Raw genomic sequence first — 24,274 nt, 5'->3', positions numbered from 1 at the left:
TTTCCCTAGACCTGGGCTCTGATGTGAGGGGCGCGGCCGTAGAGCGCGACCATCGGCAGGATCAGAAGACCGAAAATGAATTGTTGCCATTCGTATTTGAGCCCGATGCCAATCAGGAAGGCGCTCAGGACTTGCAGGACGAGTACCCCGATCACGGTGTAGCCATAGCCGCCATATCCGCCCATGAGCGACGTCCCGCCGATCACGACTGCGGCCAGGGTTGTGAAAAGATACTGGTCGCCGACCCCGATGAAGCCACCCCCGCTCCAACCGAGCAGGAGCGCCCCGGTCAACGCCGCGGAGAAGCCGCTGATGGTGTAGGCGAGTGTCCAGTATTTGAACTCGGAGACGCCGATCAGCTTGGCCGAGCGGCGATTGCCGCCCAGGGCGTAGATGTAGCGGCCGAAGGCGGAATAACGCAGGCCAACGATGACTATGACCGCGATGACAATCCACAACAGGATCGTTGGCGGGACAGCCAGGCCGAAGGTACGACCGTTCATGGCGGCGAGATTTTGCAGCCATTTCGGAACGGTCCCAAAGACGTTGCCGCCAAAGGACGATCCAATGCTGGTCAGAATCTGGACAAGCCCAGCGATTGCAAATCCCATTCCGAGGGTGAGGATCAATGCCTGACCTTGCAGGCGGTAGGACAGAACGCCGTTCAAGAAACCCAAGGCACCGCCGATGATCAGCACGAACACCACCGCGAGCCAGGGCGGTACGCCAAGACCGATCAGGAACAAAAGCCCTATGTTGGACGCGCCGATAACAAACGGGATCGAGAGGTCCAAGCCGCCGAGCAACGCCACCAGCGTTTGCCCGACGCAGGCAATGCCCAGGAAGGCTGCAAACAGCAAAATTGCTTTGATGTTGGCTGCGGAGAGGAACCCGTTGATCGTAAAGGAACTGATCACAATCAGCGCCAGCAGCACAATCAGTCCAATAAAGGCGCTGCGGCCATGGGCGAAACGGTTACCGACCTTGAACGCAAAGACCAGGATCGCTTCCAGCAGCAGGAAGGCTATCAGGTTGCCAAGGGATCTGAAGGACGGGACCGTGGCCGTGATCAGCAGATACACGATCAACATCACCGCCATGGTGATGATCAGAACTCGGTTGCCGGCCCAGACGCCACCGGCGCCAGCCGGGGCTGCAGTGTCGGTTTCAAGAGACGAAGATCGGGACTCGAAGATGACGGCGACGTAGTTGATCAGCCAGAACAGCACGGCGGCCAGAACGATGGTGTAGAGGATGACGATCTGGGCGCTGAGCCCCTGCCAAAAACCCAGGCTGAAGCTGATCGCCGCCACCACGAACGTGACGGCGAGGTTAAGCCACACCAAGGCGCGCGAATGGGGGATGAAGAGACCGCCATTGCGGCCGCCGTCGCCGAAAGTCTGACTCATGGCCCGATCCCCAACGATTGTCCTGTCGCCAGAATTCCGGCCGCGTGGCTTTGCTGGCCGACGACCAGGAAGAGGAGCAGGATGAGTGCCGAGACGAAGACATAGATGAAGGCGCCAAGGCGCACGGAAACCGCTTCAGCTACGATGACGCGGACAGTGAACGTCAGCACGGCCAAGATGACGGCGAAGCCGAAGACGATCTTTTGCAGCGGCGTGAGATCGGGCAGAGCCGGCCCGCTTCCCGACTGTACGGGCAGCAGCAGATAGCGGGTCATCACGTCCGGATTGGACTTGAAGGCCTCGCCGGCGACGGCCACGCCATAGGTATCGCGGGTGCTGATGTACAGCATGATCCCGACGACCACGCAGCCCAGGACCGCGAAGGCCGCAAAGGGTGAAATGAAGTGGAGGTATCGCCCGATGATGGGGACCAGAAGGGTCAGCAAGAGCGACAGAACGAGGATCAGCCCGTAGAAAAGCTGCGTCACAAAGGCTTGCGTGGAACCGAAATTGAACGTGGCAAGAACATAGCCGATAAGAAAGAGGTTGAGCGCGCCCAGCAGCCCGCCAGCCACGCCACCGCGTCCACCGGACAGGCTGACCCCGCCCAGCACCAGGGCGGTCACTGCCGTCAGCGTCATGGTGGTGCCCTGTGTCGGATCTCCTGACGAAATCAGGGCGGTATAGCAGATCGCGCCCAAGCCAACGAAGAGACCTGCGATGATGTGAGCCCCAATACGCACCACGTTGATGCGGACGCCGCTCGTATAAGCCGCACGCTCATCGTAGCCCATCAAACGCAAATTCGCGTAAAACGACGTCGTGGTGAACAGCAGCCAGGCCGCGATAGCCAGCAGCACGATCAGCAAGATCGGTGAAAAGATCGTGTTGCCGAGGCCCCAGGACGACATCCAGTCCGGTGCGGTGCCGCCAGGTCTTGGGAGGATGACGAGGTTGATCCCGGTCAGGGCCAGAAAGCCACTGAGCGCTACAATGATCGGCTGGACGCGCACGAAAATGATGATGAGGGCAAAGAAGAGCTGATAGAGAACGCCAATCCCCAGGGCGACCAGAAAGACGCCAAAGGGACCCGTGACGATGCCAAGGCCATTGAGCTTGACGATCGTGACGTTGATGAAGGCGAGCAAGGGTCCGACCGCAAGGTCGACTGTCCCACGTCCCGCCACAGCCAGGGCCATGAGTGAGAATGTCGCCAGGATCAGGGGCGCCGACACGATGATCGCGCTACCGAACCCCGACAAGGACACAAGGTTCGGCCCCCTGATGACCGCGGTACTCAAGAGCAGCGCGATCAGCAGGATCGGGACCAACAGGTAGGTGTTCTGGGAACCCCTGGACTGGGACATCAACATTTGTCTTTCGTTGCTAGCGCAACCTAGAACTCGATGACCTTCCGGCCTTCACTGGTCCGCTCACTGCGAGCGGTCGACCGAGTTTCGGAAATGCTCCGTCCGGAAAGGGCGTTGCTGCCCTGGCCGCGCCGTTCGGGATCCGCACCAAGGATCTTCTTCAGCACCGGCGTGATCACTTCCTTGAATTTTGCCGGGTCTTCCGAGGTCGGGAAGTGGCCGCCGCCAAAGATGATGCATTCCGAATTCTTGACTTTTTCGGCCGTGCGCTGGGTCATTTCCGGCGTGCAGGCGAAGTCATACTCACCGGTAAGGAAATAGATCGGCACCTTCCCAGAAATCTTCTGGCATTGATCCCGGAAGTCAGAATCGACGCTGTAAAAGTACAGATCGCCCTTGAAGATGCCGGGACCGCCCTGCGCGTAGTACCACCAGGTTTCCCACCGATAGTCGTCCGGCGAGAGCGGTGCCATGAGGCCGAACACCGAAGTCGCAACCACCTCGCCGCCATGGATATGGGGGTGATGCAGCGCGTCGATCCACCATCCCGGCGAGTAGTCGCATGCCTCTAGCGCGATAAAGGCCGAAAACTCGCTCTCATAGCGCAATGCCAGCGCCAGGCAGATGTTGCCGCCCATCGACTGGCCCATGAGGACCGGCTTGCGCAGTTCGAGGGCCCGACAGAACGCCACGATGAACTCGCAGTAAAATTTGGTTGTGAGTTTGTACTCGTCTTCCATCAGGTGAAAGTCTGCAGGCGGGATCGACTTGCCGTGCCAGGGCATGTCGAAAGCGATAACGCGGAAATTCAGGCTGATGTCCGGGTCGCACAACTGGTGCCGATACTGGCGCCCGTCCGTGCCGGCCGTGTGCAGGCAGACCATCGGAATGCCCTCGCCGTGTTCCTCGTAATAGGTGCGGTACGTCTTGCCTTCGCACTGGACGTAGACGTAGCGCCCAACGATTGGATCGTGTGTATTCATGACAACTCTCCTGCGCTGCCGTTAAACTTGTCGCATCAGCGAGAGCATGCGCGTCAGCGCCCGCAGATTTTGCCAGAAGGGGAGCGAATTGCCCTCGATAATCAGCTGCTTGTGCAGCGGATGCGCCATCGCCCATATGTCGTTGAACATCGGCGGTGGGATTTCCTGGGCAAATTTCGACCAGGCGCTGCTCGGCGCCTTGAGCCAAAATTCGACTCCCATGTCATTCGCAGTGAGGCCTTGCGCAATCTTCTGGATCTTGCCGCCCCGGACGTCGACGAGATACTCCGTGTCGTCGAAGCCGAGCACGAACTTACTCGTGAAAAACCGCCCTACTACCGGCAAAATGCGGTCGTCATTGACCTTCCTTGCCCATCGCTCGATCCACTCCAGATCAAAGCTGCTCCTGCTTCCATATCTACTCATGCGATCCTCCTGATTGGGGAATTACTTGCCCGGTTTTTACGCGGGCAGAGACTTCTTTGCTGGCCCGTAGACTGCCACGAACGACGCTGCATCGATGGCCACCGGCATGACCGCAGCCGCAAATGCGCCAAGATCGGCGTCGGCCGGCAACTCGACCTTGTCCGCCTTGAGCGCATAGAGCGTGAAAAAGTACCGGTGAGCCCTGTCCGGTGGCCAAGGGCCGCCATATCCCTTGCCGAACCCTGGGATCTTGAATGTCACGAAGTCGCTGTTGAACTCAGCGGCGCCGTGCGTCAGCCGCAAGCTGCCGCTGGCGCCTTCTGGGAGCTCACGAACCTCGACCGGAATGTTCGCCACCAGCCAGTGCGCAAACGAGCGGGGGAAATTAAATGCTTCCGGCAGATCAGGATCGGTGACGGCCAAGGCAAAGCTGCGCGTGCCTTCCGGCGGCCCAGACCAAACAAGTCTCGGCGAAAGCCGGTTGTCCTCGGTGAACCGGTCCGGGATGACGCTACCAGGCGCGATATCAGGACAACTCAGCATGAAAGATGGGGTTGCCGCCATATGGTTTACCTCCTTGTTCAGCAGCGTCACAGGCCTCGGCACCGGCCTGCCCTGCTCAAGTCTGGGATTGTGACTCTCGGCGACAGTCGCCGGCTTGCCTGGGCCATTCTCGTTGGCGGCCTCGCCGGGCAAGCGCGCCGTCGCGCGGCGGCCGAACATGGCGTTGAGGATGGCATGGCCATCGAAAGGCGGTTCGAAATCCGCCGATATGGCGCCATTGCGAAACACGTGAACCCGCGTGCACAGGTTCAGAAATTCCTCCAGTTCACTGGACAGGAAAACCACGGCGTTGCCGCGCGCAGCGAATTCCTTCAGGTTGCGGTAGAGATCGAGCTTGGCCCCGACGTCGATGCCGCGGGCAGGATCGTTGAGCACCAGAACCACCGGTTTTTCCGCGAAGGCCCTGGCAATCAGTACCTTCTGCTGGTTACCGCCGGACAGCGACGTGATGAGGTTCTCCGGGCTCCCCATCTTAACGGCCAGTTTGCTGGATTCCCACTCAAACACCGGCGTCAGCTTGGTGCGGTTAATGAAGTTGAGCACCCCGCCCGAGCGGAATTCGCGATACACCGGAAGCAGCAGGTTCTCGTAAATGCTCAGATTGGGAAAGGTGCCCTCTTTCTTGCGATCGCCGCTGACATAGCTGATGTTATTGCGTCGCGCCGATGCGAGATCCGTGACCTCACTGGCCTTGCCGTCGTTGACCACCACCAACCGGCCGGCGATCGGAGACTGGATGCCAGCGATGCATCTTACGAAATCCGCCTGCCCCTGCCCATCCAGCCCGGTAATCCCGACGACCTCGCCAGGATACACGGTGAATCTCACGGGGGCAGCGTCTGACCAGACCCGAAAATCGGTTGCGCGGAGGACCGGCCGATCGCCGCGCCGCGTCGGCAACGGCTGATCACGATTTGTGCCGCTGCGCTCGGCACCGGCAATCAGTTCGAGAATCCTGGCCTCGGTAATCTCTTCCTTCGCCAGCCTGCCGACATCCACGCCGTCGCGCAAAACCGTCGCACGGTCGGCGATACGCACCAGCTCGGCGATCCGGTGGGTGACGATCAGGATGCTTGCCCCCCGTTGCTTGAGCTGCCGCATCTTGCGGAACAGCCTTTCCGTGGAATCGAAGTCGAGCGCGGCCGAGGACTCGTCGAGAATCAGGACTTTGGGATCAGTCAGGAGAGCCCTGGCTATCGTCACCCATTGTCTGACGCTCAGGGGTAGTTCGCCCACCAAACCGGAGAGATTGATGTCAAAGCCGAGGAGTTCGCGCATCAATGCGGATGCCTTGGCTTCTTTTTCTTCCCGGTTCATGGACGAACCCAAAAGGCCATCCGCGCCCAGATAGAGGTTATCCAGCACCGAGCACTCGTCCGCGACGAGCACCTCCTGAAAGACATTTGAGATGCCCAGCTGGCGCGCCTCGTGCGGAGACGTTGCCGACTTTCCGAGTATCGACACCTGGCCACTGTCCGGTATCAGTACGCCGGAGATGACCTTCGCCAGCGTGCTCTTGCCCGAGCCGTTGCCGCCAATGATCGCATGAACCTCCCCAGCGTAGGCCGTCAGGTTGCAACCGCCGAGCGCTACAGTCGGCCCGAAGGTCTTCCTGACCGATGAGAGTTCAACCGTGGGGTACGACATCATAGGTCCAGTTGGCCGACGTTGGTCGGCTAGACTTGCACGGAATGAAGGAAATGCCACCCCGTCACCGCTGACGGGGTGGCCAGACCTCTTTCGGTCAGTTCGCCTTGAAGGCTTCGGGATCGGCCGGACGCAGGAAAAACTGGTCCAGGTAATCCTTGCTTGCCCAGTTTTGGGCACCAACGTTGTACCAGCCATCGGAATCTTCGCTGCAATCAGCCGGGACGGCCTTTTCAAGCTGGTCGTAGGTCATGGTCTGCGGCTTGGTCAGGATCGACTGGATCTTCGGGCCTTGGCCCTCGAGCGTGCGCATCATGACATTCCAGCCGAACTCGAAGTCGTCCCCCGGAGGCCAGGCATGGATCGCCTGCGAGATGAAATCCTTGTTGTTGCGCCAGTAGCAAAGCGCGCCGATCTCACCGCCGATCGAGAACGGGACCATATCGCGGCCGCTTTGCTGCAGTGCGCGCAAGGCGCCCAGTTCAGATGCCGACTGTATGATGATGCCGTTCAGATCGCCTGGATTGGTGGCCAGCCACTTCTGGATTTCCGACTGGGCAACCTGATCGGTCCACATGCCGGCAACCTGGCCCACGACCTTGATGTCCGGGTACTTCGCCAGGGCCTTCAGAACGCCGACGTTCTGTGAGTCGGAAGCAGACGCGCCCGGAATGCCTTCGACCACCAGGACATTGCCCTTGCCGTTGATCTGCTTGGCCATCCATTCGCCGAGCATGCTGCCACCCACGACGAAGTTCGCCGAAGTGTTCACCGCATAAGGCGAGGTGAGATAGCCAACGGCAGAGAAAACCGGGACGTCACGCTGGTGGGCATATTCGACGGTCTGGTTCAGTGACGTCGGGTTCGAGCAGCAGACGATGATCGCGTCGACGCCCTGGTCAACCAACTGCCGCATCTGCTGAATCTGCGTGGAGTCGTTCAGATTGGACTGGGTGATGATCACGTCCTTGATCAGGCCGAGCTTCTTCCATTTCGGAATAATCTCTTCCTGGAGCCGCTTCATGACGTCGGCGCGCCAGGTGTTACCAGCATAGGAGCTGGCGTAGCCGATCGTCCAAGGCGGACCCTTCTTGGGCTTCCAGTCGCGGTAGGCGCTTTCCGCGAGCGGCTGCATCGGATCCATCATGTCTTTGCTATAGAGCTCATCCTGGATGCTCTTGGGCAGCTCATCCACGCCACCGGCAAATGCAGGGGTGACGCTAGCGATCGTTGCGACAACGGCAAGCGATCGCAACATGGTTGCGAATGTCGTCAATTTATCCTCCCTTAGTGCCGGGCGTTGAGCCGTGGGCACGCTGAGTTCAGTGGAACCCGTGGGGGACTATCGGGCAATCAGGACTTTGGAGGTAATACATTTTTCAAATGCGCTCTATACGCTTTCGCTATGGACCTGCCCCCGCGTCGCGGCTCTCGTTTCAGGGAGAGGCCGGGCACTTACACCACCCGCATGGAGGCCTGCTCACCTGTCGCGGAGGTCGACGAGATGGTACGTGAACTCGATGCAGAAACCGACTGCCGCTGGTATCGATTTGCTTCGTCATTCGTGACCTTTGAGATGGGGCAAGGGTAGCTTGGGTGAGGTCGGAGCGTCGCACCTGTCGCTTGCTGACCCAAGATACAAGGGCGTGCGAAGCTGGTTTCAGGCCGGCAGCGATCCGATTTGAGCGGTTGGATGAATGCTGCTTGCGGGGCCTCAACACCTCCCGGAGTTACTTGATCGCCAGCGCGTTCGGCGGCGAACCAACGCCTCCGACAAGGTTCAACGGCTTGGCTGTCAGCAGGAACTCATACACGCCATCCCGCGCGCAATCCGCGGCCAGCTCGTCAAGTTTCCACATCTCGCCGAGACAGACGCCGAGAAGCGCAATGAGATCGGGATGCATCAGGCGCCCGACATTTGTTTCGAATGGCGACGTCGGGATGCTCGGCATCACCTCGACCACGACGGTATCGCTTGCGAGGACTGAGAAGTGGTTGTCCCAAATCCAAGCCAGCATCTCGCGCGACTGTTCGACACCGCAGAATGTGCGCTCCTTGATGATCCAAGCCCTATCCTCCGTCGTCAGATCGTTCAGGAAATGTCTGGCCCAGCCGGTATGCAGCAGAAGGATATCGCCTCGTTCGAACGAGATGCCCTGGGCCTCGGCCGCTCCCTCCAGATCACTGAGCGCAATCACGGAGTTGGTGGCGAGATCCAGAGGTCGCCCTTGCTCCTCAAGATATCGCTGGACATCGAGAAGCACGCCCCGGCCCGCAATTCCTTTCTGGGCAATGTGCTGAACCCCGAGCGCCGGCGAGCCCGCCTCCACTGCTGACGCTGGCACGTTTCCATAGAATCCGTGGATCTTGTGGCGATGGTGCCGCAGACCGTCGATCTGCGAGCTGCCTTGCAAAAAGAAGTCGCTGACGAAATCGTCATAGACTTGACCGTCATGGCGCGACACGACGGTGTGCTGAATTCCTCGACGGTAGGGGGAAACCGGCGGCGCGAACGCGTTCAACTCGTAGTCCAGATTGAAGGTTGCGCCACGCTTCACCAATGAGGCGGCGCTGACGACGGCCTCCGGAGACAGAAGATTGATCGTCCCGATATGATCATCGTCACCGAAGACGCCCCAGCCCGAACCAGCCGGGCCATCCGTGCGAGCCATGATCTCTGAGTAACTGGGCAAATTCGGATAGGGTGCTCTCATCGGTCTTTCCTCCTCACGGGTGGCTGATGCATTTTTATCTTGGCTGTCGAGCGCGTACGCGATCCCGCGGATGCGCTCTGAGCATTCGGCACAATCAAGCGCCTTTGCCGACAGTCCCACGACCAGCGCTTCGAGCGATCCCGCACCTTGATCAAGTTTTGACTAAACTGTCCCTTTAGTCAAGACAGTGTCCCACTTAATGCCGTCGAAAAGACTGAGGTGGCGGCGCCGCGGCCGCTTCCCAGTGGTGGCTCCAGCAGCCCCATGACTCGAAGCCAGCCGCTTCGCCCCCTGCCCATGCCGGGCCAACAATTCTGGGCGACATGCGTTAGAGCGACAGGAGCTCACCCAGGGTCACATTGACCCGGATGATTGCGTATCCTTCGCTGTCAACCTGATCTCGACCGTCGACCGAAAGCTGTGATGCCGATCTGTTTCTGATCAGTTGCCAGTCGTCCGCGGTGGTGGCGGGCGGCATGGGGCCGTCCTTTGGAATCACAAGTCTGAATGCCGGCAGATGTTTGTAGAGATAGTCGCAATAATGTTCGGCCATTCGCCTATCTCCTTGACGACGCAGCGATACGCGCACCAGGAATGTCTTCTGACCGTATATCCTGTTGATAGGCGCCAAAGCCCTGACGCTCGATGTCCTTCATCACCTCGGCATGGACTTTGTCATAAGGCCGCTCCTCCTTGCACTTCCAGTCAATGGGATCCAAACCCGAGGGAAAGGAGCTGCCGCTCTTCAAGACCAGGCGGAAGCTCGGCCGCCTGAGGTGAAGGAAATAGCTGTAGGTGGACATGTCTTCCTCCATAGTTGTTCGTTTTCATCTCTACGCTGCCCAGGCGGGCCGACGGGTCGCGTGCTCCCTGTACGCAGGTACTCAGTCAGTCGGTGATCACAGGTGGTCGAATCCACTGTCTGCCAGCCGTCTCTTCACCGCAGGACCAAGCTGAGAGCCCCCTTTTGCGACGAGCCAGTCTCGGCTTTTTGTGACACCATCGATGACTGCGTTCAGATCGAAATTCGTGAGGACACCATTCTTCTTCACGATCTTGCCGGCGATCAGGACAGTCTCGACATCGGCGGGGGTGGCTAAAAGGACGATCGTCGACAGGGGATTGTTGAGGGGCGAAAGGCGGACCGATCGGGTATTCAAAAGCACGATATCGGCTGATTTGCCGACTTCGAGCGTACCTGTCCTGTCCGACAGGCCGAGGGCGGCAGCTCCCCGCGCTGTCGCCATCTCCAATATGTCGGCCGTTGTGATGTCCCAAGGCTCGACACCCTTGTCTGCAAGGGTTGCCTCATATCCCAACATCCCCCGCAGTGAGCTTAACGTCGACCGCATCGTGCCGAACATGTCACCTGCTACGAAAATCACGGAGTCCGTTGATAACGCCGGCCTTGTCCCGTGGCTCAAGGCGTTTTGAGTCGCGGGCATTCCAAATCCGACAAACATTTCAGCGCAGGGAGAAATCGAAATATGGCCACCTGTACCAGCGATAAGATCGTACTCGTCGGGGGCTAGATTGTTGCAATGAATATAAACCGTGCCCGGCCACAGAAGATCGTCCTGCTGTAGCAATCTGATCGGGTAGGTGCGTCCTCCCCAAAGCCCTCCTCCGATCCCGCCATCCGTGGCGATCCGCAGGCCGAGTTCACGTGCCAGGTGCCAGTCATGAACTCGCACCACGCGCTGGACGAGCTGTGGCGCCCGAGCAGCGAAGGCCATGGTCACGAGCGCCTCGTCATCCGAAAGCTTCTTGCGCAGACGTCGCACGTCGGAAGGATGCTTACGATCGCTGTTCGACCACCAAAGCGGCGCATCGGTGTCATTTGGTGCGCTGTGCGCGAAAACGGCTCGCATGCCCGACGCCTGCAAGGCCGCGACCGAGGCGTCGGCATGTTCGGGGCTGTTCAGAATATGAACCCAGTCCAACACAGTTGTGATGCCGCAGTCGATCAGTTCCAGGGCGCCGGCCAGGGTCGCGGCGTAGACATCTTGCGGACGGAAAAAAGGAACCAGCGCTTCGCGCAGCTGATGTCTGTACTCCGGCGCGATCATGTCGGAACACATTCCCCGCAAAGTCGTCTGCCACAGATGCCGGTGTGAATCGATCAGCCCTGGCATGACGATTGCGTGGCGCGCATCGACAACATCGCACTCTGCCGGCACGCTTCGTTCGCCGGAGGGCGCAATGGCCACGATCTTTTCACCGCTCAGCCAGACATCGTGACTTGGCAAGGGAGCTTGTGCCGAGCGGCCAGTCACAACCGTTCCGCCAAGAATAACCCTGGTCATTTTGTCTTGCACAAGCATCTCATTCTGCTCCATTGCCGCCGGCGAACCATTGTGTGTGCGAGCGCCGAGCCGGGCCGCTGTTGTGGAGGACGATGTGCCTCGCGCCAACGAATGCGTCGCAGCAATGCAGTCTCGCGGCCGGCCAAGCCAAAATCCCCAACCCACCTCCTGAAATCATTGCGACACCTGGGGAACCGGCAAATCTTTAGAATTTCGGCTACCAGATCACGCCAATTTCTTCGACGACAATTGGACCAACCGCGACCAGGACAATCCCCACAAAGATGACACCGAGATAGGGCCATATCGCTTTCATGACCACGGCCGGTTCGACGCGGCAAATGGCGCAGGCCGTGTAGAAGCCGACGCCAAAAGGCGGGGCGAAAAGCCCAAGGCCCATGGCCATCACCGTAACCAGCGCAAAGTGCACCTCGGATACACCCAGGGACTTGGCAACCGGGAAAAGCAGAGGTCCAAGGAGGACAATGGCCGGAATGCCCTCCAGGATGCTCCCCAGAATGATGAACACGATGATGGATATCACCAGGAACCCGTAAGTTCCGCAAGGGAGTGTACCCGCCACGCCGGCAAGGATCGATGAGAAGCCGGACTGGACGAAGCCCCAAGCCATGGCGTTCGCGGAGGCCAAGATTATGAAAATGACCCCCGTCAACGCCGATGCGTCCTTTAGCGACGCATAGAGGCGGCGCCAGTCGAAGCGGCGTTCGATCAGCAGAGTCAGGATCAGGACATAGGCAATGCCGACCGTCGCCACCTCGGTCGCGGTGGCGATGCCCTCGACCACCGCGCCTCGGATCAGGAATGGCAGAACCAGCACGGGCACTGCGACGATCGCCAGTTTGCCGATCTTGCCCCAGCTTGCCTTCTCGGACTGGTCCTCGCCCGATCTTGCGGCCCGGAACCGGGCCAGCACACAAAGAAGGGCCGCGAGGGCAAGCGCCGGATACCAGCCGGCCGCAAACAAGGCGCCGATCGAAACGCCGGTTACGGCCCCGGTCATGATGAGGATCAGGCTTGGCGGAATTGTCTCCGACATGGCGCAGGATGCGGCGAGCAGACCGACGATTTCGCCGTCATTGGCGCCGCGGCGGCGCATTTCCGGCACGAGGACCGGGGCGATCGCCGCCATGTCGGCAGCCTTCGACCCGGAAATGCCTGACAGAAGAGCCATGCCGCCGATAAGCACATAGGATAAGCCGCCCCTCACATGGCCGACCAACGCCACGAGAAGCTTGACCATGTTGTTGGCCATGCCGGAAATGACCAGCAGCGCACCAAGCGCGATGAACAGCGGAGCCGAAAGAAGCAGGATGTGAGCCATCCCCGTTTCCATCCGGGCCGGCACGATGTCGAGTGGGGCGTGTGTGGCAAACAAGACATAGGCCATTGCCGCAATCGCGAAGCAGAAAGCGATTGGCAGGCCAATCGCTATGCAGGCCCCGACGAGCCCGATGAAGAAGACGACCAGGTTCAGATTGCCCAAGCCAGAAAATTCGTCTTGGAGCATCCAGGCTGCCGCCATGACGGCTGCGACCGTTCCAAATGCCGCAAGCGTCGTCGACCGATTGTCAGCCGTGATTTTCTGGATCAGGGTACCAAGAGCCAAGATCGCGATCAACCCGAGCCCGACAATCAACGCACCCGTTTGCCAGGCGGGTGAGATCTCAAGCACGGGCGTCATCAAGCCAAGGTCCGCTCTTGCATCCTTGAGCGCATAGAACGCCAAAGGCCCCGCCACGAGCGCCGTGAGGATGAGACATACCATTTCGAGGAACGCCCTCGCCCTGATCGGCAGCGCGTCCGACAGAACGCTTAGCCTCAGATGCTGACCGGCATGAAAGGCAACTACCGCACCCAGCATGGCTTGCCAGATGAGAATGAGCTCGGCCAGTTCGTCCGACCAGATCAGCGGCGAGCGAAGGACGTATCGGAAGAAGACCGCGGCCGACAATAGGACGATCTCGCCAATCAGGAGGATGGCGCCTGCATGGGCAGCCAACGCCACCACCAGATCCAAAATCCTGGACAGCGAGTCTCTCTTGGGCATGCCGACGGTTTTTGCCTCATGGCATTGAACGATTGCGTCGAGTGTCTTTCCGTCGTCGGCCGCGGTCATGGTCATCTCATCCCAGCTTTCCGACTGCGCCTTCGAGGACACCCCATGCCTCCGCGCCGATTTGTTTTTTCCAGTCTGAATAGAACTGGGTTCCTTGCAGTGTCTTGCGATACACGCCCGGGCCAGGGCTGCCGAACTGCAGCCCTTTCTGATCGAGATCCGTCCGCACCGCGGCGACCTGCGTTGCTATGTCCTTGCGCTGTTGCAGAGCGGCCTTCTGGAAATTGCGAGCCACCACCTGACGAATATCCTCCGGCAGTCTCTCCCAAGCGGCGCGGTTTGCCACAGGCACCCAGCCGTCCCAGGTGTGGGAGGTAAGCGTGCAGAACTTCTGTACCTCATAGAACTTGTAGCTGGCGACCACCGTCAGCGGATTCTCTTGCGCATCCACCGTCCCGGTCTGCAGCGCTGAATAGAGATCACCGAAAGCGATCGGAGTGGGCGAGGCGCCGAGCGCACTGAACAGCGACGTCAGGAATGGAGTTGGGGGCGTCCTGATCCGGACCCCTTTCAGGTCTGCGGGCTGCGCAAACAATCCGTTGTTCGACGTTACATGGCGAAAACCGATGTCATGGATGCCATCCACGACGGCCAGTTCGCCGTGCTCGGCGATCACTTTGGCCACATATTTGCCCAGATCACCGTCGATGGCCTTCCAGACTTGGTCGTAGTTCTCGAAAATGAATCCCAACGTCGGCAAACCGGCTCGCCGATCGAGCGTGGAAAGTATCCCGAAGGACGAGGTCAGGAATTCAAGGGCGCCGGACCTGACCTGATTGAGCGTCTCGACTGGGTTACCCAAGGCGCCATTGGGAAAGCCCTGGATCTGCAACCGGCCATTCGTCTCCTCGGCAATCGTCGCGGCGGCTTCCAACATCCGCTTCGGCAGCGGCTGATCGTCGCGAAGCTCGAGGCCAAGCTTGTAGTTGAACTCGGCCGCACGTGCGTTGCGGATAATGAACGGACTGGCAATGGCTATGCCACCCAGCTTCAGAACGTTCCTTCGAGACATTGTTTGCATTGACAGTCCTCCCTTGATCGCGAGCGACATGCCCGCCATTTCTGTTTCTAGATGGCGCGGCGCGGTCTACGGCGCCCTACCCGCATCCAGCTCCTCCGTGCAGGCCATGAAGTCACCCCTGCGGGTCCAAGCGGCTCTGCGGCTCACTGCCAATTCGATTTTCCGTGCCAATCCCGAAGTCGGGCACCAGGTCTCGGCCTCATGCCAGGCGGCAAGGTCCTTCGATGAAACCAAAGGCAGTTAGCCCGGCGTCAGCCGACAAGCCGGCAGCGTTGACCTTCGGTTTGACCAAGCGGGATACAAATCACCGCGCTCCTCCCTACTTGTCCCACATACCGGGACGATGACCCAATTTAGCAGATAGGCACGAAAACGTCAACGTTCTTGGATTGAAAGAACCACCGGAGTAACTGAAAAGTGCAGAGCATTCGCGGGCGCAGGCACGAGCCAAAAAGCTGCCCTCGGGTGCGTCAGGGGGGTAGAATACGTGCCGTTTGCATTCGCTTCAGCCAGTGCAAAATGGCGTCTTCCGTGTCCGTACAGTCACTAAAACCGGCCTTGCGCAGCTTGATTGGGCTCATCAGCCTGTCGAAGGGGCGCTCGCGCCCATAGCCCAGAGTCAGATCCGCAGTCTGCCAGGAAGCACCGACGATTTCGTTCATGGACAGGATTTTGAGGCTGTGAGCTGCCACAATGCGATCCCACCAGTCCGAAAAGAGCGGCATCTGCTCGCTTAGCTTCATAGGCTCGTCATCGCCGACCGGCATGTTGAAGTGGGCGGCGATCGAGGGCCAGAGGTCACGCCAGACGACGGCGTCTCCATTGACGACATTGAATGTCTCGCCCGCCGCCTCAGGCCGTGTGGCGCAGAACTCCGCAGCGCCCGCAATGAGCCGGCTGTCGGCACAGGCGGTCACATAGGCGCCGCCGCCTGGGAACGTCAATGGCCGTCCCATCTCGCGCATGACGCTGGCATAGACACCCAGCGCCGCGACAATGTTCATTGGACTGCGCAAGGCATCGCCGAGAATAAGCTGCGGCCGCAGGACCGAGAAGGCCCAACCCGCCTCGGCGGAGCGAGCCCGCAAATAGTCCTCCTGCTGCCAGTAGAAGATATGATGCGACATCCGCGGCCAGCGTTCCTTGGCCGGAACCGGCACCCGCCCGAGGTGCGAACCATAGGCCTTGCCGCCCTGCAGGATCGTGACGTGGCTCAGTTCGGATGTCGCCTCGACGCTTTCCACGACGTTCTGCAGCATCTGCAGGTTGATGCCCGCCTGCGACGTGCTGCGCCAGCCCGTCTCCAGATCCTCCTCTTCGTAGAGAGCGGCATAGAGGATATGGGTGATCCTTGGTGCCCCCTTGAATGCGTTGAGGCAGGCGTCGCGGTCGGTCAGGTCGACCGCAATGTGATAACTCGCCTGCGCCAACGGAGGGCGGCGGGACAAAGCCACAACGTCCCATCCGGGCAAGAACGAGAAATGTTCGGTGGCGGCCGCCCCCACAAGGCCCGTTGCCCCAACGATCAGTATCCTGCGCTCGCCCACTGTCATTTCTCCCGTTGGTGCTCCGACGCCTAGAACGAGGCGCCGGATTCCTCTTCGACGATCTTCGCGAGATCGCGGAACCGCTCCGGCACGATGTTCGGATGGCCGACCGTCACAACGGACTGGAACAGCACCTCAAGAACCTCGCGTGCCGAAGCGCCTTGCTTGATGGCCGTGCGCATGTGGTGGCGGGTCTGGACGATTTCTCCAATGGCGAGAGTGTTGCCAACCATGCACAGGAGCCGGGTCCGGTGATCGAGAACCTGTCGACCGTACATGTCGCTGTAGCCGAAATCGTAGAAGGCGTGCGTGAAGTTTTCGTCGAGAGATTCGAGGAAGGTCGCGTTGTTCAGCGTGTGTAGCGGCCGAAGCACCAGCGCGATGCTGATCCCGTGCCAGCCATACTTCTTCAACAGGGAATCTGCCCGTGGATCCTTTGAATCGACCGGATGCCAGGTTTGGCGCTCGGCCTCCAGGCTTCGTTCCGCATTGCGTTGGCCCGGTTGCAGGGCCTTCGCGCTGACGCCGTCGAGCAGACCGCGTGCGCCGGCCTCCTCGGCGAATATCTCCAGCGGCTCGTCCACGATCGACTCGCCGCCGTAGATCGAGCACTGGAGTATGACCTCGAGAACTTCGTTGAGATTTAGTCCGTGGTTGCAGGCGGCAATCACGGTTTCGCGCAGTCGGGCGTGCCGGCGGGACATGGTGAACTGGCCGACCATGACGAGCAGCCGGGTGCGGACGTCCAGCACCGGGCGGCCAAACAGTCGGGCGGCATAGGTCAATACAGCCTCTGCGAAGGCAGGGTCGATGCGACGGCGCAGTTCAAAGCGCTCGCGCACGCCCGGCTGGAATTGTTCGACCACAGCAAGCAGGGCCTCGATCTTGGAATCGCCCTTATTGTGTCCTTGCGCCATCACATCGTCCTCCATCTGGCTTTAGGCAGCAGGTTCGACCGCCCGAAATATGTTGACCTGGATTCACGCTGCGTCCTCGACTGGGTTGCGCAGCAGGCCAACGCGGTCGATCTCGACTTCGACCACGTCACCCGCCTTCATCCACAGGGGAGGTTCCCGCTTCATGCCCACCCCGCCGGGTGTGCCTGTTACGATGACGTCGCCGACCTCGAGCCGGGTGAAGGTGGAGCAGTAGGCGATGATCGTAGGGATGTCGAAAATCATATGGCCGAGGGTCGACTTCTGCACCGTTTCGCCGTTCAGGCGCGTTTCGATCTGCAGGTTGTCGAGCGGGCCGACCTCGTCCGGTGTCACAAGCCAGGGTCCGAAAGCGCCTGTGCCGATGAAGTTCTTTCCGGGCACGAATTGCGAGGTGTGGCGCTGCCAATCCCGGATCGATCCGTCATTGTAGCAGGCATAGCCAGCAATATGACTGAAGGCATCCTCCTCACGAATGGATCGGCCGCCCTTTCCGATCACCAGGGCCAGTTCGCCCTCATAGTCGAATTCGATCGACTCTTTCGGGCGAAGCAGTGGCCTGCCATGCCCGACTTGGACATTGGCAAAACGGGTGAATAGCGTCGGATGTCCCACGACGGCCCGCCCCGCTTCTTTCCTGTGCTCCTCGTAATTCAGCCCGACGCAGATGATCTTGTCGGGGTCGGGGATAACAGGAAGGTACTCGATATCTGCTAGGGGCAGACGGCGCGCAAGGGCGCCGAGAGATGCCAGATCGCTCTTGTCCGACATGGCCTGTCGAAGTGTCGAGGGAGCACCATCGACCAAGCCAATTGCCAATGCATAATCGCCAGAAACGACGCCCCAGGTCGGCAATCCGGAAGCAAAAAAACTGAGATACTTCATGTAGGCTCCATTCAGGTATTCGCGACTTCGCCAAGACCCGCCAGACTGTTTGGTCAGATAACTTTTCCAGGATTTAAGATGTTCATGGGGTCGAATGCCGCCTTGATGGAGCGCATCATTGCCAATTCGTGAGCCGTCTTGTAGCGCTTCAACTCACCCCGTTTCAGCTGGCCGATGCCGTGTTCGGCACTTATCGACCCACCGAGCGCATGGACGGCGTCGTGCACCATCACATAAATCCGATCATGGCTGCGCTGTAGGGCATCCTCTGCGAACCTCGGAGAGGGGCCGACGTTGTAGTGAAGGTTACCGTCGCCAAGATGCCCAAACGGCATTACCGACAGGCCAGGGAATGTCGTCGAAAGGTTCCGGTCCATTTCCTCGACGAATTCGGGGATTTTCGAGATCGGAAGCGCGATGTCGTGCTTGATGCCTTTGCCGCCCTTGGCCTGCGCTAGCGTGATGCTTTCGCGAAGATGCCAAAAGGCCCGCTCCTGTTCCACGCTCGTCGCAATGGTCGCGTCGCAAATCTCACCCGCCTCCAAAGCGTCGCCCAGCATGGTTTCTAGGCACTCGCCCAGCCCTTCCCGGTCCTGGCTGCCGGACAGTTCCAGCAAGGCGAACCAGGGCGCATCGACTGAGGAGCCGTCGAAAGGCAGATGTTGCTGCGGAAATTGTGATGTGACCAGTTTCAGGCACTCATTCGCCATGACCTCGAATGCCGTCAAACTCAACCCAATTTGCGTCTGAAGTCGGATGAGCAGCTGGACACAGCTCGCCATCCCGTTTGTCGCCACAAGCGCCGTCTGGGTCATTCGGGGCAGCGGGAAAAGCTTCAGCGTAGCGGTCGTGATAATGCCTAGCGTCCCTTCGCTGCCCACGAACAATGACTTCAGGTCGTACCCCGTGTTGTCCTTTCGCAGGCCGCCAAGCCCGTTCCATATCTCCCCGTCAGCGGTGACGACTTCGAGACCCAGCGTCAGTTCGCGTATTGTGCCGTACCGCAACACCTGCGATCCGCCGGCATTGCTGGCAAGATTGCCACCAATTGTGCAGCTGCCTTCCGCCGCAAGCGATAGCGGGAACAATCGATCCCGGTCGCGGCAATATTCCTGAAGGGTCTGCAGCACGCAGCCAGCTTGGACGGTGACCGTGTTGTTTTCAGGATCGAAGCCGCAGACACGGCTCAACCGCGACATTGACACGACCACGGCCTTGCCACTCGCGTCAGGCGTGGCGCCACCTACCAGCCCGGTGTTGCCGCCCTGGGGAACGATCGGGATTTCCGAGCTGGCGCAAAGTGCCACGATCCCGGCCACTTGCTCGGTGGTCGCAGGCCGCACCACGCACTGCGCGGCGCCTTGATATACTCCTCGCCAATCGGTCAGGTAAGGTGCCGCGTCGTTGCCTGTTAGAACATTTGCGGCGCCGAGCATCGACCGGAAATTAGACAGTAAGTCCATGGTGCCTCGCCAAACTGTAGGCAAGCGTCGTCGTGCGACGCATTCTGAGGCGCATCGCATTGACACCCGCCGATCATCCTTCGCTGGGACTGACCCTTGCTAAATGCGCTCCACGCCGATGGCAGTCAGCATGGATGAAAGCGCCTCGGCGTGCTTGCTCACGCAAAGGCCAATTTTGTCGAGCCCTTCTGGAGGTATCCGGTTCTTGGGAACCGAGACCGTCAGTGCTCCGATCACTCGATCGCCCGAACGAACGGCCGCAGCCGCTCCGCCGACGCCGACCACACGCTCTTCGATACTCGTCGCATAACCATTCTTCCTCGCCAGGGCGACACTGGCCTTCAATTCTGTCAGAGAGCTCTGAGTGTTCGGGGTGTAGACCTTCATATCGAGCTTACCCAAATCGAAGTCTGGCAAGGCCGCGAGAATAGCCTTGCCGACGGCACCCGCATGAAGCGGTATCGTCGAGCCAAGCGCCTGGATGTATCGCACCGGATGATCGCTCTCGATCCGGTGGACATAAGTGGCATGGCCGTCCGCCTCGGAAAACGTGGCGAGATAGCAGGTCTCACCCAGCTCCTGAACCAGGTCCTTCATGATCACATGTGCAATCTGAAGGACAGGCACGACACCGAACACCCGCGCCGCCAGCATCAGCATTCGCGGGCCGACGACATAACTGCCGCTCTCGGATTGTTGAACGAAGTCGCTACGAGAGAGGGCCTGGAGAATCCGGTGCGTCGAACTGCGGCTGTTGTCGGTCGCTTGCGCTATGGCACGGATGCTCAAGCCCTCGGATTTCTCCGTGAGGGCAAAGAGAGTATCCGCAACGAGATTGATCAGCCCGCCAGACTGGGCAGTCTCGTCCTGCGCCGTGCTCGTCCCGTCTTCGTCCAAGGCACTCCCTTTCTATTCCTTTGACCTCAAGCCGCCTTCAGCCCTATGATCTCACGGGCCTCTTGCGGACTGGCGATTTCGCGCCCCAGCATATGTGCCAGGGCAACCACCTTGTCCACTAGTCGCGCGCAGCTGTCGGCTAGCTCGCCGGGATTCAGATATGGGTTGTCCTCGTAACCTACCCGTACATGTCCGCCCATCGAAATCGCCATTGCAAGAATGTTCCAGTGACGCAGGGGATCCATGCAACTGACGTTCCACACGACGCCTTCCGGCAGGCAATCAATCAAATAGAGCAGGCCGCGCTCTGTGCATGGGGTCCAGGAGCCGCCGGACCATCCAATGAACAGTGTCGTCCAGATTCGCTCATCGAGCAGACCCTCTTCCATCAGCTTGCGCATGTTCCAAAGAGCGCCGGTATGGAAGGTTTCAAGCTCCATTTTTACGCCATGCTGCCGCGTCGCCTGGGCGTAGTCGCGCAGTTCGTCCAGCGGATGAAGAGCGTAAATCGCGTTCGGCGGATAATTCTTGTCAGGCTGAAAATATTCGTCGTGAGCATTGAACGCGACAGCCATCATGTCAGGCCCAAGCTTCATCAACGGAACCCGGTCGTCGAGCCTCGCGCCAGCAATGCCGTACTGGATGATGCAATCCGCCTTTTCTTTGATGCCTTCCGTCATCTCCCACCAACCATCGACGTCAAGGCGGCTCAGCTTCTTGCCGTCTTCCTGGATCTTGTCTTCAAGCCGTCGCACTCCGTGAAGGTGGGCAACGGCTGCTCCGGCGTTCAGGCAGCGCACATACTCGTCGGCAATCAGCGGCACATTCTCGCGCGTCGACGGCATACAGAAATGATTTGCCGGATAAGAGACCCGCGAGTCATAGGCCGCCGTAATAATCAGTTTTTCCAAGTCGATCTCCTCCCTAGCTGCCGGGCTCTTCAGCAATTCAAGCTATGCGTCCGCACTATCAGATGGGACACTGTCTTGTCAACCGGGACATATGAAAAGTGACATAATCGATTGAGTGTAGGCGGAGAAGCCTCCGTCTCCTTAGCGCGGTTTCGCATTCTGCCTATCTTTGCCAGTGGTGTCCCAAAGGGTGACGAACAGTTTCAGAGCGCGTGAGACATCCTGCACCGTGAAAACGAGGCTTGGGACCCAGCACTCTGCCATTCGCCAACGGGAACCCGGATCGACCCAGCATGCTAGCTCAAGCACCGGTGCTTCAATTTTTGCTCAGGTTGCGGCTCCTGGGCGGATCAAAGGGGACTGAAAAGCTTGGTGGTTCGCCAGCGTTTCCCAGCAGGCGCGGTAGACTGTCTCTGCTTCACCTGCACATTTCTGGTTGAAAATCGCACCACAGGTTTGACACGATCTGATCGAGCTCACCGGCTACACAGCGGTCGGTCTCATCCGTTCCACATCGTCGAGCAGAGCAGAGCCTGCATGTGCTCTGCTAAGTCCATCTCGCCGCGCGCCGTGGTCTCCAAAAGATATCGGGCCTTAGCCAATGGATCGCCTTCTCCGACTGCAGGATAAGCGAGTTCAAACAAGCCGAGCGAGCCGAGCAGTGCATTGGCGATCATGTCGACAGTGCCCTTCGTCTCCCTCAACCCGCGTCCGAAGTCGGTCAAATACCGTGGGGGATCAGGTTTCGAATAGAGGCCGGCGACGCCGGCCCAATTTGGATGAGCGATTTCGCTCAGGCTGTCGTACCCGGCACGCACCCCCGGCACCGCCTTGTCCATCCTGTTGATGCAGCTCAGGATTTGCATGGCCTGTGGTCCGTCCGCCCATTTCCTCGAGCCAACGAGAAGCCCGTATCAGCAGATCGTTTAGCTGCTGTGGTGAATGGGTATGCCGCGCATCAAGAATCTCCCAGAGTTTCCATACAAGGGCAGCATTTTCAGTAAGGGAACGCGTCAATAGGGCCGCAACGCTCAGATCCTCACGCTCAAGCGCATTGCATGCGTTGCGCGCAAGTTCTTCGCTTCGCCAGATCAGCGCCTCACGTGCACAAAGCAATTGGAACGGCGCCTTTGAGCGCACGCCCAAGGCCGCGGCCTCGATACGACGCGGCAGATTATCGCCCAGCCTGGTCGCGAACTCGCGCGCTTCGACAATTTCAGCAGAAACCATGTTTGAGGCTGCCTCTATTTTCCTGCCTCTATTCTATCTGAGTCCCGCCAATCGGCGAAGATCGGCCAAAACATCGGCCACATGGTCCTCCCGATTGCAGTTTTGTGCATGGTTATCAGTGAAATAGGCGTCCCGAACATCGGCCATCATGATCATCATCGTCGGGCGGCATCAATGGTGTCCAAGTTGGCGGCGGTGATGGTGCCGAGGCCCGCGCAAGTCGGCAGGATGCCGATGATCGGCCAGAAGATCGGCCAAATGTTCTGGAATATTAGAAATATATATTTATAATTCCGTATTTAGCGGAAACCAAGATCGGCCAATTATGGAAGAGAGCGTACAGCGCATCGAACCGGCACGCCTGACGGATGTATCCGAATCAATGTCGGATGCGCTGGCGGAGCTATCGGCTACATCGGCTATTTTGGGCCAAAGCTTGCACCCGCGTACCGCTGCCAATCTCGCCGATCTCGTGCGCATCATGAACACCTACTACAGCAACCTGATCGAGGGCCATGATACGCGCCCGCGCGACATCGAACGGGCGTTGGCCGGAAACTTCGATCGAGACGAGAATCGTCGCAACCTGCAGCTCGAGGCGGCCGCCCATGTTCGCCTGCAAGCGGAGATCGACCGTATGGCCGCCGAGGGGCGGTTGCGGGAGCCGGCATCGGTAGATTTTCTGCGATGGCTGCATGCGGAATTTTATCGCGATGCGGAAGCGCCCATGCTGACCATCAAGGGCGCCGGCCGTGAATTTGTCATGGCGCCAGGCCAGTGGCGATCGAAGCCAGAGCATGACGTCGCTGTCGGCCGGCATGAGCCGCCTTCGAGCGAGCGTGTCGACGATTTCATGCAGTACTTTGCCATGCGCTATCGCTTCGACAAGCTGGGCAAGGCCGGGCGCATCCTGGCCATTCCTGCTGCGCATCACCGTTTCAACTACATTCACCCCTTCCCCGACGGCAACGGTCGCGTCAGCCGATTGATGAGCCACGCCATGGCCCATGAGGCCGGGATTGCTGCGCATGGACTGTGGTCGATCTCGCGCGGTCTGGCACGCGGCGCGAAAAGCCGCACGGACTACAAGCGCATGATGGATCATGCCGATATGCCCCGCCAAGGGGATCTCGTCGGACGCGGCAACCTCTCCGAACGCGTGCTCGGTGATTTTACCTTATGGTTCCTGCAGGTGTGCATCGATCAGGTGAGCTTCTGACAGGTCTGTTCGATCTCGATACGCTTGCCAAGCGGCTGCATAGCTATGTGGAGCGCAGCGGCGTGAAGCCCGAAGCATCTCGTTTCCTGCAAGAAGCGCTTATGCGCGGCGAATTTGACCGCGGCGAAGGATCCCGCATAAGCGGACTGCCCGAGCGCACGGCGCGAAGGGTGTTTAATGAGGTGATCGGGCTTGGTCTGCTAGCGTCTGACACGCCCAAAGGTCCGGTTTCGCTGCGCTTCCCTGCGGACGCTCTGGACGCGCTGTTTCCGAAGCTGTTTCCGGAAACCTAGCCAACTTGCAACCAGAGGGATCAAATCGGACGCTTCTTGGTCATCCCACAATCCGGTGTGAACCGGTCGAAAGGCGAGCCGTCGCTGAAAGTCCATCTCTGCGACACCCACAACATGGCTCAGTGGGGTCAGAATATCGATGAATCCCTAGTATCCAAGCCTATGGGCTAAGTCCTGGGGAGACCTCAATATGGGCAATCCACCTAGTCTTAGTCTAGGCCGCAGACTCATAATGCCGCAACCAGATGCGAACTGAAGCGAGTTTGATTGCTGCGAGAAAGTTGAGCGGGTCTCGGTCGTATCGTGTGGCGATTCCC

The 24,274-nt window shown here is 59.4% G+C and carries 23 protein-coding genes and 1 pseudogene; 3 read left to right on the top strand and 21 right to left on the bottom strand.

What is annotated here, in order from left to right:
* Window positions 1–5: 5 nt before the first annotated feature.
* The gene (locus tag ACFFNA_RS22640; RefSeq protein WP_095090199.1) at window positions 6–1,409 is read right to left on the bottom strand and encodes an ABC transporter permease; all 1,404 of its coding nucleotides are present in this window, start codon (window positions 1,407–1,409) and stop codon (window positions 6–8) included.
* Entirely contained in the window at window positions 1,406–2,608 is a 1,203-nt protein-coding gene (locus ACFFNA_RS22635) for an ABC transporter permease subunit (protein WP_378921793.1), read from the bottom strand. Before ACFFNA_RS22635 ends, ACFFNA_RS22640 begins: the two co-directional genes overlap by 4 nt.
* Between ACFFNA_RS22635 and ACFFNA_RS22630 the strand changes: the two genes are divergently transcribed.
* Window positions 2,607–2,747 carry a hypothetical protein gene (locus ACFFNA_RS22630; protein WP_378921795.1) on the top strand — a complete coding sequence of 47 codons (141 nt, stop codon included), beginning with the start codon at window positions 2,607–2,609 and terminating at the stop codon, window positions 2,745–2,747. The two genes, ACFFNA_RS22635 and ACFFNA_RS22630, sit on opposite strands and share 2 nt — an antisense overlap.
* Before the next feature lie 58 nt (window positions 2,748–2,805).
* Here ACFFNA_RS22630 and ACFFNA_RS22625 read toward each other — a convergent pair whose 3' ends face one another.
* From ACFFNA_RS22625 to ACFFNA_RS22540, 18 genes are all read right to left on the bottom strand, one after another.
* Window positions 2,806–3,762, bottom strand: coding sequence for an alpha/beta fold hydrolase (locus tag ACFFNA_RS22625; protein WP_095090200.1), 957 nt, complete (start codon window positions 3,760–3,762; stop codon window positions 2,806–2,808).
* Between the two features lie 21 nt (window positions 3,763–3,783).
* Entirely contained in the window at window positions 3,784–4,071 is a 288-nt protein-coding gene (locus tag ACFFNA_RS22620) for a hypothetical protein (RefSeq protein ID WP_378921774.1), read from the bottom strand.
* Window positions 4,072–4,224: 153 nt separating this feature from the next.
* Window positions 4,225–6,399 (bottom strand): YbhB/YbcL family Raf kinase inhibitor-like protein, encoded by a 2,175-nt coding sequence (locus ACFFNA_RS22615; protein WP_167392287.1) that lies wholly within the window; start codon window positions 6,397–6,399, stop codon window positions 4,225–4,227.
* A gap of 97 nt (window positions 6,400–6,496) precedes the next feature.
* Entirely contained in the window at window positions 6,497–7,657 is a 1,161-nt protein-coding gene (locus tag ACFFNA_RS22610) for an ABC transporter substrate-binding protein (RefSeq protein WP_095090203.1), read from the bottom strand.
* Between the two features lie 472 nt (window positions 7,658–8,129).
* Entirely contained in the window at window positions 8,130–9,233 is a 1,104-nt protein-coding gene (locus ACFFNA_RS22605; protein ID WP_143748876.1) for a cyclase family protein, read from the bottom strand.
* A 208-nt stretch (window positions 9,234–9,441) separates the two neighbouring features.
* Window positions 9,442–9,666 (bottom strand): hypothetical protein, encoded by a 225-nt coding sequence (locus tag ACFFNA_RS22600; RefSeq protein ID WP_095090206.1) that lies wholly within the window; start codon window positions 9,664–9,666, stop codon window positions 9,442–9,444.
* A 4-nt stretch (window positions 9,667–9,670) separates the two neighbouring features.
* Window positions 9,671–9,916 carry a hypothetical protein gene (locus tag ACFFNA_RS22595; protein WP_378921771.1) on the bottom strand — a complete coding sequence of 82 codons (246 nt, stop codon included), beginning with the start codon at window positions 9,914–9,916 and terminating at the stop codon, window positions 9,671–9,673.
* Window positions 9,917–10,012: 96 nt separating this feature from the next.
* Window positions 10,013–11,437, bottom strand: a complete 1,425-nt coding sequence (locus ACFFNA_RS22590) for an amidohydrolase family protein (protein ID WP_167392288.1) — start codon at window positions 11,435–11,437, stop codon at window positions 10,013–10,015.
* 199 nt (window positions 11,438–11,636) lie between these two features.
* The gene (locus ACFFNA_RS22585) at window positions 11,637–13,556 is read right to left on the bottom strand and encodes a TRAP transporter large permease (RefSeq protein WP_095090513.1); all 1,920 of its coding nucleotides are present in this window, start codon (window positions 13,554–13,556) and stop codon (window positions 11,637–11,639) included.
* A gap of 7 nt (window positions 13,557–13,563) precedes the next feature.
* Complete coding sequence (locus ACFFNA_RS22580; protein ID WP_095090209.1) at window positions 13,564–14,616, bottom strand: TRAP transporter substrate-binding protein; 1,053 nt, start codon at window positions 14,614–14,616, stop codon at window positions 13,564–13,566.
* Between the two features lie 431 nt (window positions 14,617–15,047).
* On the bottom strand, window positions 15,048–16,130 hold the full coding sequence (locus ACFFNA_RS22575; RefSeq protein WP_095090210.1) for an SDR family oxidoreductase: 1,083 nt from the start codon (window positions 16,128–16,130) through the stop codon (window positions 15,048–15,050).
* A 23-nt stretch (window positions 16,131–16,153) separates the two neighbouring features.
* Window positions 16,154–17,056, bottom strand: coding sequence for a carboxymuconolactone decarboxylase family protein (locus ACFFNA_RS22570; RefSeq protein WP_095090211.1), 903 nt, complete (start codon window positions 17,054–17,056; stop codon window positions 16,154–16,156).
* A 48-nt stretch (window positions 17,057–17,104) separates the two neighbouring features.
* Window positions 17,105–17,944, bottom strand: coding sequence for a fumarylacetoacetate hydrolase family protein (locus tag ACFFNA_RS22565; RefSeq protein WP_095090212.1), 840 nt, complete (start codon window positions 17,942–17,944; stop codon window positions 17,105–17,107).
* Window positions 17,945–17,997: 53 nt separating this feature from the next.
* Complete coding sequence (locus ACFFNA_RS22560; protein ID WP_378921767.1) at window positions 17,998–19,407, bottom strand: FAD-binding oxidoreductase; 1,410 nt, start codon at window positions 19,405–19,407, stop codon at window positions 17,998–18,000.
* A gap of 99 nt (window positions 19,408–19,506) precedes the next feature.
* Window positions 19,507–20,304 (bottom strand): IclR family transcriptional regulator, encoded by a 798-nt coding sequence (locus tag ACFFNA_RS22555; protein ID WP_095090214.1) that lies wholly within the window; start codon window positions 20,302–20,304, stop codon window positions 19,507–19,509.
* A 26-nt stretch (window positions 20,305–20,330) separates the two neighbouring features.
* On the bottom strand, window positions 20,331–21,215 hold the full coding sequence (locus ACFFNA_RS22550; protein WP_378921765.1) for a beta-keto acid cleavage family enzyme: 885 nt from the start codon (window positions 21,213–21,215) through the stop codon (window positions 20,331–20,333).
* Window positions 21,216–21,715: 500 nt separating this feature from the next.
* The gene (locus ACFFNA_RS22545) at window positions 21,716–21,892 is read right to left on the bottom strand and encodes a hypothetical protein (protein WP_378921763.1); all 177 of its coding nucleotides are present in this window, start codon (window positions 21,890–21,892) and stop codon (window positions 21,716–21,718) included.
* Between the two features lie 61 nt (window positions 21,893–21,953).
* Complete coding sequence (locus ACFFNA_RS22540; protein ID WP_378921762.1) at window positions 21,954–22,445, bottom strand: hypothetical protein; 492 nt, start codon at window positions 22,443–22,445, stop codon at window positions 21,954–21,956.
* A 325-nt stretch (window positions 22,446–22,770) separates the two neighbouring features.
* On the opposite strand from ACFFNA_RS22540, the gene ACFFNA_RS22535 reads away from it, so the two are divergent.
* Both ACFFNA_RS22535 and ACFFNA_RS22530 read left to right on the top strand, forming a co-directional pair.
* Complete coding sequence (locus tag ACFFNA_RS22535; RefSeq protein WP_378921760.1) at window positions 22,771–23,664, top strand: Fic family protein; 894 nt, start codon at window positions 22,771–22,773, stop codon at window positions 23,662–23,664.
* Window positions 23,625–23,957, top strand: coding sequence for a hypothetical protein (locus tag ACFFNA_RS22530; RefSeq protein ID WP_378921758.1), 333 nt, complete (start codon window positions 23,625–23,627; stop codon window positions 23,955–23,957). Before ACFFNA_RS22535 ends, ACFFNA_RS22530 begins: the two co-directional genes overlap by 40 nt.
* A gap of 214 nt (window positions 23,958–24,171) precedes the next feature.
* Here the strand turns inward: ACFFNA_RS22530 and ACFFNA_RS22525 are convergent.
* Window positions 24,172–24,274, bottom strand: a pseudogene (locus ACFFNA_RS22525) (IS5/IS1182 family transposase); the annotation flags it as partial.

This window comes from Mesorhizobium kowhaii (assembly GCF_042431665.1).
GTDB classification, from domain to species: domain Bacteria; phylum Pseudomonadota; class Alphaproteobacteria; order Rhizobiales; family Rhizobiaceae; genus Mesorhizobium; species Mesorhizobium kowhaii.
This window is presented reverse-complemented; position numbering and strand designations above follow the sequence as displayed.